The 12,275-nt window shown below is 66.7% G+C and carries 14 protein-coding genes; 3 read left to right on the forward strand and 11 right to left on the reverse strand.

The annotated features are described in order from the left end of the window. Positions 1–2 precede the first annotated feature (2 nt). The 8 genes from era to hrcA form a co-directional block, all read right to left on the reverse strand. Positions 3–914, reverse strand: a complete 912-nt coding sequence (gene era, locus C6A82_RS16925) for a GTPase Era (protein ID WP_105347800.1) — start codon at positions 912–914, stop codon at positions 3–5. Further along, complete coding sequence (locus C6A82_RS16930; protein ID WP_105347802.1) at positions 911–1,228, reverse strand: cytidine deaminase; 318 nt, start codon at positions 1,226–1,228, stop codon at positions 911–913. The genes era and C6A82_RS16930 overlap by 4 nt, the downstream gene beginning before the upstream one ends. Further along, positions 1,221–2,513 carry a hemolysin family protein gene (locus tag C6A82_RS16935; protein WP_105347803.1) on the reverse strand — a complete coding sequence of 431 codons (1,293 nt, stop codon included), beginning with the start codon at positions 2,511–2,513 and terminating at the stop codon, positions 1,221–1,223. Before C6A82_RS16935 ends, C6A82_RS16930 begins: the two co-directional genes overlap by 8 nt. Further along, complete coding sequence (gene ybeY, locus C6A82_RS16940) at positions 2,510–3,046, reverse strand: rRNA maturation RNase YbeY (RefSeq protein ID WP_105347804.1); 537 nt, start codon at positions 3,044–3,046, stop codon at positions 2,510–2,512. The genes C6A82_RS16935 and ybeY overlap by 4 nt, the downstream gene beginning before the upstream one ends. Positions 3,047–3,057: 11 nt before the next feature. Further along, positions 3,058–4,092 (reverse strand): PhoH family protein, encoded by a 1,035-nt coding sequence (locus C6A82_RS16945; protein WP_105347806.1) that lies wholly within the window; start codon positions 4,090–4,092, stop codon positions 3,058–3,060. Between the two features lie 151 nt (positions 4,093–4,243). Further along, positions 4,244–4,990 carry a 16S rRNA (uracil(1498)-N(3))-methyltransferase gene (locus tag C6A82_RS16950; protein WP_105347807.1) on the reverse strand — a complete coding sequence of 249 codons (747 nt, stop codon included), beginning with the start codon at positions 4,988–4,990 and terminating at the stop codon, positions 4,244–4,246. A 9-nt stretch (positions 4,991–4,999) separates the two neighbouring features. Further along, positions 5,000–6,145, reverse strand: a complete 1,146-nt coding sequence (gene dnaJ / locus C6A82_RS16955; protein WP_311101392.1) for a molecular chaperone DnaJ — start codon at positions 6,143–6,145, stop codon at positions 5,000–5,002. A 30-nt stretch (positions 6,146–6,175) separates the two neighbouring features. Next, positions 6,176–7,207, reverse strand: coding sequence for a heat-inducible transcriptional repressor HrcA (gene hrcA, locus C6A82_RS16960; RefSeq protein ID WP_105346546.1), 1,032 nt, complete (start codon positions 7,205–7,207; stop codon positions 6,176–6,178). A 170-nt stretch (positions 7,208–7,377) separates the two neighbouring features. Here hrcA and C6A82_RS16965 point away from each other — a divergent pair, with 170 nt between their 5' ends. After that, a complete protein-coding gene (locus tag C6A82_RS16965; protein WP_105346548.1) occupies positions 7,378–7,692 on the forward strand; it encodes a type II toxin-antitoxin system VapB family antitoxin in 315 nt (104 codons plus the stop codon). Here the strand turns inward: C6A82_RS16965 and C6A82_RS16970 are convergent. The 3 genes from C6A82_RS16970 to hemW form a co-directional block, all read right to left on the reverse strand. Continuing rightward, positions 7,689–8,075 carry a nuclear transport factor 2 family protein gene (locus tag C6A82_RS16970; RefSeq protein WP_105346515.1) on the reverse strand — a complete coding sequence of 129 codons (387 nt, stop codon included), beginning with the start codon at positions 8,073–8,075 and terminating at the stop codon, positions 7,689–7,691. The genes C6A82_RS16965 and C6A82_RS16970 overlap by 4 nt on opposite strands. A 362-nt stretch (positions 8,076–8,437) precedes the next feature. Beyond that, a complete protein-coding gene (locus C6A82_RS16975) occupies positions 8,438–8,935 on the reverse strand; it encodes a sigma-70 family RNA polymerase sigma factor (RefSeq protein ID WP_304598314.1) in 498 nt (165 codons plus the stop codon). Between the two features lie 105 nt (positions 8,936–9,040). Next, on the reverse strand, positions 9,041–10,246 hold the full coding sequence (gene hemW, locus C6A82_RS16980) for a radical SAM family heme chaperone HemW (protein WP_105346549.1): 1,206 nt from the start codon (positions 10,244–10,246) through the stop codon (positions 9,041–9,043). Between the two features lie 92 nt (positions 10,247–10,338). Here hemW and C6A82_RS26990 point away from each other — a divergent pair, with 92 nt between their 5' ends. Then, positions 10,339–10,434, forward strand: a complete 96-nt coding sequence (locus C6A82_RS26990; protein WP_396836213.1) for an Ms4527A family Cys-rich leader peptide — start codon at positions 10,339–10,341, stop codon at positions 10,432–10,434. Positions 10,435–10,551: 117 nt separating this feature from the next. After that, a complete protein-coding gene (locus C6A82_RS16985) occupies positions 10,552–12,222 on the forward strand; it encodes a nitrite/sulfite reductase (protein ID WP_105346517.1) in 1,671 nt (556 codons plus the stop codon). Positions 12,223–12,275: the final 53 nt, after the last annotated feature.

Consider the following 12,275-nt stretch of genomic DNA (forward strand, 5'->3'; position numbering starts at 1 on the left):
ATTCAGAACCCTAAGCGACCGAGCTGTTTGGGATCGCGCTGCCAGTTCTTCGCGATTTTGACGCGCAGATCCAGATAAACCTTGGTGCCCAGCAGTTTCTCGATCTGAGTGCGGGCGGCGGTGCCCACCTCGCGCAGCCTCGCACCGCCTTTGCCGATGACGATGCCCTTCTGGCTGTCGCGCTCGACGAAAAGGATGGCGTGCACGTCGATAAGGTCGTCGCGCCCCTCGCGGGGGTTGACTTCCTCGATCACCACAGCCAGGGAATGCGGGAGCTCGTCGCGCACACCCTCCAGGGCGGCTTCGCGGATCAGCTCGGCCATCAGGACCTCTTCGGGCTCGTCGGTCAGCTCCCCGTCGGGGTAGAACGCGGGCCCAGGTGGCAGCCGGCTCGCCAATACCGAGGTCAGGACGTCGAGATTTTCGCCCGTCGTCGCCGACACCGGAACGATCTCGGCGTCCGGCCCGACCAGCTCGCTGACCGCTACCAGCTGCGCGGCCACCCGATCCTTGGCCACCTTGTCGGTTTTGGTGACGATGGCCACCAGTGTCGTCTTCGGTGCGACGGTCTTGATCTGGTCGAAGATCCACCGGTCACCGGGGCCGATCTTCTCGTCGACCGGGATGCACCATCCGATGATGTCGACCTCGGAGTACGTGTCCTTCACCAAATCGTTGAGACGCTGTCCAAGCAGCGTCCTTGGCCGGTGCAGCCCCGGTGTGTCGACGAGGATGATCTGGAAGTTCTCGCGGTGCATGATGCCGCGAATGGTGTGTCGCGTCGTCTGCGGACGGTTCGACGTGATCGCCACCTTGGCGCCGACGAGGGCGTTCGTCAACGTCGACTTACCCGTGTTCGGCCTGCCGACGAAACACACGAAGCCGGAGCGGAACTCATCATCAGGCTCGCTCACTGCACGCTGCCCGCCCGGTCGGTGACGATGATCGACGCATCGGCAGACAGCTCATGTACCGCGGCGATACCCGCGTCGTCCGCGGAGCCGCCGACGAGCGCAGCCGCCTCGAGTCCTGTTGCGCCGCTTGATACGGCCGCGGCCACCGCAGCCTGCAGTGCGGTCAGCGCGAGTGCGTCGAGAGCCACCGGCGCGCCGGCGTAGGTGCGGCCGTCCTGATCCCGTACGGCAGCACCGCTGCCCGCCTCGGCCCGACCCATCGCGCCGCGTGCCAGCGTCACCAGCTTGGCGTCCTCGGCGTCCAGCTCACTCATCGTGTTCCTCGGGTTCGGGCTCAGCAGGGCTGACCAACACGGTGCCGATCCGCACCCGGCCGCGGTGATCGCGGCCGCCTTCGGCGCGCAACTGCAGACCATCCCACGTCACCTCGGCCCCGGGCAGCGGGACGCGGCCGAGTTCGAGGGCCAGCAGACCGCCGACGGTGTCGACGTCGAGATCCTCGTCGAACTCCCTGTCGTAGAGTTCGCCCAGATCCTCGATCGGCAGCCGCGCCGAAACCCGGTAGCACTGATCGCCGAGTTCCTCGACCGGCGCGACCTCATCGGTGTCGTACTCGTCGGCGATCTCGCCGACGATCTCCTCGAGCACGTCCTCGATGGTGACCAGGCCGGCGATCGCGCCGTACTCGTCGACGAGCAGCGCCATGTGGTTGCGGTCGCGTTGCATCTCGCGCAGCAGCGCGTCCAACGGTTTCGAGTCAGGAACGAAGACGGCGTCGCGCATCACGGCAGACACCTTGGTGTCCCGGCCGCCGTTGTTCGAGTAGTAGGTGCGCTCGACGAGATCCTTCAGGTAGACGACGCCGATGACGTCGTCGACGTTCTCACCGACCACCGGGATGCGGGAATGGCCGCTGCGCACCGCGAGGGACGTCGCCTGGCCCGCGGTCTTGTCGTTCTCGATCCACACCATCTCGGTGCGCGGCACCATGACCTCGCGCGCGGGGGTGTCGCCCAGCTCGAACACCGACTGGATCATCCGGCGCTCGTCGTCGGCAACCACGCCGCGCTGCTGGGCCAGGTCGACGACCTCGCGCAACTCGATCTCCGACGCGAACGGGCCGTTGCGGAAACCACGGCCAGGGGTCACCGCGTTACCGAGAAGCACGAGCAGACGGCTGATGGGGGTCAGCAGTATCGAAATCCCCTGCAGCGGAACAGCGGCGCCGAGCGCGATCGTGTAGGCGTTCTGCCTGCCGAGCGTTCGGGGCCCAACCCCGATCAACACGAAGCTGGTGACGACCATGATCGCGGCCGCGGCGATAAGGCCCCAGTCGAGGCCGAGGTGCTCGTAGAGGAAGTCCACGAGCAGCGCCGTCGCGGTGATCTCGCAGGCGATGCGCAGCAGCACAACGAGATTGATGTAACGCGGCCGTTCGTTGATCACTCGAGCCAGCCGCACGGCACCTGGTCGCTCGTCGCGCACCATCTCCTCCACGCGAGCGATCGACACCGTGCCGATGGCGGCGTCGATGGCCGCGAAAAGACCGCCGAAACCGACCAGCGCGATCGCGCCGATCAATGAACTGATGCCCGTCACGATTCGTCGAAGAAGCGAGATTTATCGAGCAGTCGCCGGTCCTTCTCGCTCTGGCGGTCCAGGCGATATGCCTCGACTTGGGCAGCGACCCACTCTTCGAGCAATTGGCGTTGCAGGGCGAACATCTCTTTCTCTTCATTGGGTTCGGCGTGGTCGTAGCCGAGCAGGTGCAGGACACCATGCACGGTCAGCAGGGCCAGTTCCTGGCCGAGGGTGTGGCCGGCCGCGGTGGCCTGTTCGGCGGCGAATTGCGGGCACAACACGATGTCGCCGAGCATCGCCGGGCCGGGTTCTGGCGCGTCCGGACGGCCGCCCGGCTCGAGTTCGTCCATCGGGAAGCTCATCACGTCGGTCGGACCGGGCAGGTCCATCCAGCGCATGTGCAGGTCTGCCATCGCAGCGGTGTCGAGCAGCACCATCGAAAGCTCCGCCGCGGGGTGGACTTTCATCTTCTTGATGACGAAACGCGCGACGCTGACCAGTTCCTCTTCGGAGACGTCGAGGCCCGACTCGTTGGACACCTCAATGCTCACGGCTGAAGCCCTTATCGCCGGGGCCGGTTGCCGGAAGCGCGCCGCTGAGCCCGGTTCATGAGACCGGGTTCCTCGAATTTGGCGTAGGCGTCGACTATTTCGCCGACGAGCCGATGGCGGACGACGTCAGACGTGGTGAGTTCGGCAATGTGAATGTCGTCGACGCCGTCGAGGATCTCCACTGCCGACCGCAAACCGGAGTTGGCGCCGCCGGGAAGGTCGATCTGTGTGATATCGCCGGTGACAACCATTTTGGCGCCGAAGCCGAGCCGGGTGAGGAACATCTTCATCTGCTCGCCGGTGGTGTTCTGCGCCTCGTCGAGAATGATGAATGCATCGTTCAGGGTGCGGCCACGCATGTACCCGAGCGGCGCGACCTCGATGACCCCGGCGCTCGTCAGCTTCGGGATCAGCTCGGGATCCATCATGTCGTGCAGCGCGTCGTAGAGCGGCCGCAGATACGGGTCGATCTTCTCACTCAGCGTGCCGGGCAGGAAGCCAAGGCTTTCACCGGCTTCCACCGCGGGGCGGGTCAGGATGATCCGCGACACCTGCTTGGTCTGCAATGCGCGCACGGCCTTGGCCATCGCAAGATAGGTCTTACCGGTGCCCGCTGGGCCGATGGCGAACACGATGGTGTTGGTGTCGATGGCGTCGACATACCGCTTCTGATTGAGCGTCTTCGGCCGGATGGTCTTTCCGCGCCGCGACAAGATGTCCAGCGTCAGCACCTCGGCGGGCGACTCCCCCTCGGTGCCGGTGAGCATCGCGACGCTGTGCCGCACCACCTCCGGCGTCAGGGGCTGACCTCCGCCGACGATCGCGATGAGTTCGGAGATCGCTCGCTCGGCCAGCGCCACATCGGCCGGCTCGCCCGACAGGGTGATCGCGTTGCCGCGTGCATGGATATCGGCCGCCATCAGCCGCTCGAGTGCACGCAGGTTCTCGTCGGCGGAACCCAGAAGGCCCACGATGAGGTCGGGCGGAACATTGATGCTGCTACGGACGGGTGTGTCCGGGTCAGCGTTCGTCTCGCTGGGCGTCACGTGGGACTTTCTGCCTGCTTTCTGGGGTTCTTTGCCTGTTCGGTTGCTGCTGAGTGCAGTTTACCGCCGCAGGGCGACCCGTCGGCAATGTTCAACCTGCGACGACGCCGGCGCGGGATCGACAGACCCGGTCCGATCGTCGTGCCAGCCGTCAATCCCAACGCGGCGTCAGCGCGCCCAGCGCACCGAGGGCGACCGCCGCCGCCGTCGAGGTCCGCAGCACCGTCGGACCCAGGCGCACCACGGCGGCCCCGGCCTCGGACAGCGCGGTGACCTCTTCTTCGGAGATGCCACCCTCCGGGCCGACCACCAGGAAAAGCGAACGAGCCTGGACCAGAGCGATTTTCGTCAAAGGTTCAGCGGCCGACTCGTGCAGCGCCAGCACAGTGGAACCCGATGCCACCGCTTCGCGGACATCAGCGATCAGGTCGCGGGTCGACGCGACACCGGAGACCGCTGGGATATGCGGTCGACGGGATTGCCTGGCCGCCGCGCGCGCCACCGCCCGCCACCGCCGAAGGCCCTTGTCGGCCCTTCCGTCGTCCCAGCGGGCCACGCACCGCGCCGCCTGCCAGGCGACGAACGCATCCGCGCCCGCCTCGGTGGCCAACTCGATGGCCAACTCGGAGCGGTCCGATTTGGGCAGCGCCTGCACGACAGTGACCTCCGGCGCAGCGGGCTCGACGGTCCAGCGCTCCAGCACGCGCGCCGTCAGCTTGGCCTTGGCGACCTGTTCGATCACGCAGTGTGCCATCGCGCCGGCGCCATCACCCAGATCGAGCTTCTCGCCGGCCCTGATCCGCCGCACGTTGGCGGCGTGGAATCCCTCGTCGCCGTCGACGACGGCCAACTCGCCGGTTTCCGGCAGGGTGTCGACGTAGAACAGCGCCTCGGTCATCGCCGAGCGCTAGCGGCCGGTGAAGGTCTCGCGCAGCCTGCTGAAGAGCCCGCCGCCCGAGCTCGCGGCGGTCTGCGTCGACTTCACCTCGGCGGTGTCTCGGACGCGATGCTCCTTGAACTTGCGGAGCAATTCGATGTCTTCGTGGTCGAGCCGCGACGGGACGACCACGTCGATATGGGCGTGCAGGTCACCGCGGACCCCGGACCTCAGGTGCGGCATGCCGTGGCCCCGAAGTGTGGTCACCGACCCCGGCTGGGTGCCCGGTGCGATGGTGATCTCGGTCGGTCCGTCCAGGATCGCGTCCACGGTCACCGAGTTGCCGAGCGCGGCGTCGACCATCGGCACCGAGACAGTGCAGTGCAGGTCGTCGCCGTCACGGACGAAGATGTCGTGCTGCTGTTCGTGGACCTCGACATACAGGTCACCCGCCGGGCCGCCACCGGGGCCGACCTCGCCCTGGGCCGCCAGCCGCACCCGCATGCCGTCGCCGACGCCTGCCGGGATCTTGACGCTGATCTCGCGGCGGGCCCGCACCCGGCCGTCGCCGCCGCAGCGGTTGCACGGGTCGAGGATGACTTCGCCGACGCCACCGCAGACCGGACACGGACGCGACGTCATGACCTGCCCGAGCAGCGAGCGCTGAACCGTCTGAATCTCGCCCTGCCCACCGCAGGTGTCGCAGGTGGTCGGCGTGGAGTTGCCGTGTGTGCCCTTGCCGTGGCAGAGGTCGCACAGCACAGCGGTGTCGACGGTGACCTGCTTGGTCACGCCTGTCGCACAGTCGTGGAGGTTCATCCGCATCCGCAGCAGGGAGTCGGCGCCCGGCCGGACCCGGCCGACGGGCCCGCGGGACGTGGTACCACCGCCGAAGAAGGCTTCGAACACGTCGCCGAGACCGCCGAACCCACCGAAGCCGTTGCCGCCCGCGCCCACCGATTCCAGCGGGTCACCGCCGAGGTCGACGATGCGACGCTTCTCCGGGTCGTTGAGCACCTCATAGGCGACGCTGATCTCCTGGAAGCGCGCCTGCGCCTTTTGATCGGGGTTGACGTCGGGATGCAGTTCACGGGCCAACTTCCGATAGGCGCGCTTGATCTCCTGATCACTCGCGCCCTTGCTCACGCCGAGCAGGCCGTAATAGTCGCGTGCCACTCCCTGACCTTCCCTACCGCTTACTGCGGTTTACCGGTTACCCAAGACTTCGCCGATGTACAGAGCAACCGCAGCGACATTAGCGATAGTTCCCGGATAGTCCATTCGAGTGGGCCCGAGCACCCCCATGCCGCCGTAGACCGTTCCCATACTGCCGTAAGTCGTGGTGACCACCGACGTGCCTGCCATCTCCTCGGCTTCGGTCTCGTGGCCGATGCGCACGGTGACCTTGCCCGCCTGCTGCTGTGCGGCCAGCAGCCGCAGCACCACGACCTGCTCCTCGAGCGCCTCGAGCACCGAGCGCAGCGATCCGCCGAAATCGGCGGTGTTGCGCGTCAGGTTGGCGGTGCCGCCCAGCAGCAGCCGCTCTTCGGTGTGCTCCACGAGCGATTCGAGCAGCACTGTCGCCGACCGGCCGATCGCATCGCCGAGCCCGCCGGTGCCGTCCATGTGGGCGGCGAGGTCCGAAACGGCGACCGAGGCCGCCGAAAGCCGCTTGCCTTCGAGCGCCTGACCAAGCATCTCGCGCAGTTGGCCGACCTGGTGGTCGTCGATGGTATCGCCGAGCTCGACCATGCGCTGATCGACGCGACCGGAGTCGGTGATCACCACGAGAAGGAGCCGGGCGGGCGTCAGTGCGACGACCTCGAGGTGGCGAACGGTGGAGGTCGACAGCGTCGGGTACTGCACGATGGCGACCTGTCGGGTCAGCTGCGCCAGCAGCCGCACCGCGCGACGCAGCACGTCGTCGAGGTCGACGCCGGTCTCGAGAAACTTGAAGATGGCGGACCGCTCCGACGTCGACAGCGGCTTGATTTCCTCGATCCGGTCGACGAACTCGCGGTAGCCCTTTTCGGTCGGCACCCGGCCCGAGCTGGTGTGCGGCTGCGTGATGTAGCCCTCGGCCTCCAGCACCGCCATGTCGTTGCGCACCGTCGCGCTCGAAACGCCCAGGTTGTGCCGCTCGACAAGACTCTTGCTGCCGATCGGCTCCTTGGTCGCGACAAAGTCGGCGACGATGGCGCGCAACACCTCGAACCGACGGTCGTCGGCACTTCCCATGGTGTTCACCCGCCCTCGGTCTTGATTCGCACCCATTTTACGGTGACCAGCAGCGGGGATGCCTTCCCGTGGTGTTCGCGGGCCTGTTTAGCGTGCGGATCTGCTGGTTGCGACTAGCCTCGGTACATGGTGAAGCCGTCGCCACGCGGGACGAGTCGAAGGATTTCGGGGTGATCTTCAAAGGCGTTCTGGACGGCAAGCCGTATCCCAACCACGGACTGACCTATCGACAATGGTCACAGATTCCGCCACGGCAGATCCGCCTCGACGAGCTGGTGACGACGACGACCGTGCTACAGCTCGACCGGCTGCTGTCGGAGGACTCGACATTTTACGGCGACCTATTCCCGCATGCTGTGCGATGGCGTGGGGTGACCTACCTCGAGGACGGACTGCACCGCGCCGTGCGCGCCGCGTTGCGCAACCGCACGATCCTGCACGCCCGAATCTTCGACATGGACATGCCTGCCCCCCAACAGATCTAACGTCCGCGCGGTGGCGGCTGCGAGCCGGCTGACTCGGGATCGACCTCGACGGCGTAGGACGTGATCGCGGCGATCTCCTCACCCGCGAATTCGTAGATGTCGCAGCTGGCGACGGCCGTCAGACCCGACGGGCCGCCGTAACGCGCGAAGGTGTCGACGGCCACCACGTCGGATCCCGCCGCCACCACACAGCGGTCATACGTGGTGGTGGTGTCCTCGAGGCTGGCGGCCGTCTCCCGGCACGTCTGGCGGACGGCGTCAGCACCCTCGAGGACCATGTAGCCGACGATGGTCCACCGCACATCTCTGGCGAGATGGCCGAGCGCCTCGTCGAAACGGTGCTCCGAGAACGCGCGGCCGACGGCGGCTGGGTCGAATGCCATGAGCCGACGGTACTTCTATCGCATCGTCGTGACGGCCAAAGGCTCGTGTGTCCCACTCACTCTGATGTGGACAATGTCAATGCGCGCGGTCGGAATCGACGTCGAGGCCGCTCCGCAGCGGATGCCAGCGACGGCATCAGATCGAGAGCCGAGACCTCGGCGCTATCGCTGCCTGCCGTCTCGATCAACGCCACGGCCCTCGTCGTGGCCGAGCACGCTGAGCATGCCGGGCAGGCCGGCCAACTCGGTGAGCTCAGCAGCGCGGGCGGTTCTCGGTCAGGTAGATCTGGTAGAGATGCCGGTCGTCTCGGCTGAGCGCGCGCCGAGGAGATAGGCGGCGTCCCACTCGGCGATGTCGTCGATCACCGAACGACGCCTCTCTCCTGCAACGCGATTCGCAGGGCCCGCAACGCGTAATGCATCCGGGACTTGACCGTCCCGTCGGGAACCTGTTCGTGCGCAGCGATTTCGGCGACGGTCTGCCCATGGTAGTAAGCGCGGACCACGGCCGTTCGATGGTCGGCGGAAAGCGACAGCAAGGCATCCGAAAGGATCCACTTGTCGAAGGCCGGACCGATTTCGTCGGGCGAAGCCTGTTCTGGAACGGAATCGGTCTTGAGTTCGCGTGCATACCTTGCACTTCGGCGATCGTCGATCACCTGGTTGCGGGCGACGGTGTACAGCCACGCCCTGACACCGTCGGTGCACTGCTGCAGTAGCTCGGGCTTTCGCCACAGCCGCAGCATCGACTCCTGCACGACGTCCTCGGCCAAAGCCATGTCGCCGCGGGTGAGTCGCAATACATAGCGCAACAACTCCTGGCTGTGTGCGTTATGGATCGCCCGGAAGTGAAGCCCGATCGGGATCGGTCATGTCGCTCATGCTCCGCGCGGGTCCTCTGCGTCTCCTGTGTATCTCCTTGTGGATTCCAGACAGAACGCGGGAACCGTTCGACGAGGAGTGACTCAGTCGAGCACGGTGCGCACCACCGCGTCGGCCAAGAGCCGGCCACGGTCGGTGAGCACGAACCGATCGGCGGCGATGTGCAGCAAGCCGTCGTCGACGGCGATTCGGGCGCGGTCTCGTTCTCGATCGCTGAGCGAGTCGGCCGTCAAGCCACGACGAAGTCGCAGTCGCAGCATGACGTCCTCGGTGTGCGTCGCGACGTCGTCGAGCTGCTCTTGCTCGGCGACGGGCAGCCGTCCTTGCGCGAGAGATTGCGCATATGCGTTCGGGTGCTTGACATTCCACCACCGCGTCGACCCGACATAGCCGTGCGCCCCCGGCCCGGCGCCCCACCACTGGCCACCGTCCCAGTAACCCATGTTGTGCCTGCACTCACCGCCGGGCTTGCTCCAGTTGGAAACCTCGTACCAGTCGAAACCGGCCGAGCGGAGCCGTTGGTCAGCAAGCTCGTAGCGATGAGCGACGACGTCGTCGTCTGTCGGCGCCATCTCGCCGCGGCGAACCCTGCGGCCCATCGCAGTGCCGTCCTCGATGGTCAGCGCGTACGCGGAGATGTGATCAACGCCTCCTTCGACAGCGGTGTCGATCGACCGGAGGAGGTCGTCGTCGGATTCCCCCGGCGTGCCGTAGATGAGGTCGATGTTGACGTGGTCGAACCCGGCCGCCAGCGCCTCGCGCGCGGCCGCGGGCGCCCGGCCCGGCGAATGCACGCGGTCGAGCGTGGCCAGCACGTGCGGCGCCGCCGACTGCATGCCCAGCGACACCCGGGTGTAGCCGGCGGCGCGCAACTCCGCGAACAACTCGGGCGATGTCGATTCCGGGTTGGCCTCGGTGGTCACCTCCGCGTCGCGGGCGAGGACGAAGTGATCGCGGACGGCGTCGAGCACCCGGCGCAGCCCGGCACCGCCGAGCAGCGACGGCGTGCCTCCGCCGACGAACACCGTCTGGACCGCCGGAGCCGCTCGGCCTGCGACATCAGGCCGAGCCGGAGATCCCAGCAGGCCGGCTGCCAGCGCCAGCTCAGTGCGCAACGCGGCCAGCCAGCCTTCTGGGTTCGCGCCGCCCAGCTCGGACGGCGTATAGGTGTTGAAATCGCAGTATCCGCAGCGGGTGGCGCAGAACGGGACATGGATGTAGAGGCCGAACGGTGCCCCCTGCATCGGCGAAATGCCTGGCAGGTCGAGTTGCTGCGTCCGGGCCGTCACACTGTTAGTTTCCCAGACGTTGCTTTTGCTCACCGTGAGCGCAAATCTGGCCCGGTTAGGGCGGATGTCGGTGTCCGTGGCACAATGGCCACGTGACCGCCGCCCGCATCCACACCCACCGCATCTCGTTGGTGGCGCGGCGGCATGTCGACTTCAAGCGCGTATGTAGCTGTTGTTGTCTGCCTTGACGCGCCTGATCTAGGACCCAGCCCTCGTACGTTTCCGCTGGCCGCCGGATCTGCGCCGCCGGATCAGCCACCGGTGACCAGCGCGCCCGACGGCCGGCTCTGTGAAGGAGCCAACCAATGACCACTGCAAAGCCTGTTAAGCGCCCGCGCGGCGAAGGGCAGTGGAAGCTCGGCTACCGCGAGCCGCTCAACCCGAACGAACAGTTCAAGAAGGACGACGACGCACTCAACGTGCGCGCCCGCATCGTCGACATCTACTCCAAGCAGGGCTTCGACAGCATCGACAAGCAGGACCTGCGCGGCCGGATGCGCTGGATGGGGCTGTACACCCAGCGTGAGCAGGGCTACGACGGAACATGGACCGGCGACGAGAACGCCGACATCCTCGAGGCCGAGTACTTCATGATGCGGGTCCGCTGCGACGGCGGAGCGTTGACCAGCGCCGCCCTGCGGACCATCGGCGAGATCTCCACGGAGTTCGCTCGCGACACCGCAGACATCAGCGACCGCGAGAACGTGCAGTACCACTGGATCCGGATCGAGGACGTCCCGCAGATCTGGGACCGGCTGGCCGCGGTTGGCCTGCAGACCACCGAGGCGTGCGGCGACTGCCCGCGAGTGGTGCTCGGTTCACCGCTGGCCGGTGAGTCCCTCGACGAGGTACTCGACCCGAGCTGGGCGGTCGACGAGATCGTGCGTCGCTTCGTCGGCAACCCCTCGTTCTCCAACCTGCCGCGTAAGTACAAGACCGCGGTGTCGGGCCTGCAGGACGTCGCCCACGAGGTCAACGACATCGCGTTCATCGGCGTCAACCACCCCGAGCACGGTCCCGGCCTCGACGTCTGGGTCGGCGGCGGGTTGTCGACGAACCCGATGCTGGCCCAGCGTCTCGGCGCCTGGGTGCCGCTCGACGAGGTGCCCGAGGTCTGGGAAGCCGTCACGTCGGTGTTCCGCGATTACGGCTACCGCCGGTTGCGCAGCAAGGCGCGGCTGAAATTCCTGATCAAGGACTGGGGAGTCGAGAAGTTCCGCCAGGTCGTCGAGGACGAGTACCTGGGCCGCAAGCTGATCGACGGCCCCGCACCAGAGCCGCTGAAGCATCCGCTCGACCACGTCGGCGTGCAGAAGCAGAAGAACGGCCGCAACGCCGTCGGCGTCGCACCCATCGCGGGGCGAGTGACCGGCACGATTCTGACGAAGGTCGCCGACCTCGCCGAGGCCGCGGGCTCTGACCGCATCCGGCTGACCCCCTACCAGAAGCTGGTCGTCCTCGACGTGCCCGACGACAAGCTCGATGAGCTGGTCGCCGGCCTCGATGCGCTCGGGTTGCCGTCGCGGCCGTCGTCATGGCGCAAGAACCTGATGGCCTGCACGGGTATCGAGTACTGCAAGCTGTCGTTCGCCGAGACGCGTAATCGCGCGCAGGTACTGGTGCCCGAGCTGGAGAAGCGGCTGGAGGACATCAACGCCCGCCTCGACGTCCCGATCACCGTCAACATCAACGGCTGCCCGAACTCGTGCGCCCGCATCCAGGTCGCCGACATCGGGTTCAAGGGTCAGATGATCGACGACGGCGACGGAAACCCCGTCGAAGGGTTCCAGGTCCATCTGGGCGGCAGCCTGGGATTGGACAGCGGTTTCGGCCGCAAGCTGCGCCAGCACAAGGTGCTGACTACCGAGCTGGGCGACTACATCGACCGGGTTGTCCGCAATTTCGTGAAACAACGAGAGCAGGGCGAGCGTTTCGCTACGTGGGCGGTACGAGCGGACGAGGCGGACCTGAGGTGACGGCGATGAGTGCTTGCGCCAAGTGGGGGCACCACCCGCCCGAAGTGCAGGGG

The sequence above is a fragment of the Mycobacterium sp. ITM-2016-00318 genome, assembly GCF_002968285.2.
GTDB lineage: Bacteria > Actinomycetota > Actinomycetes > Mycobacteriales > Mycobacteriaceae > Mycobacterium.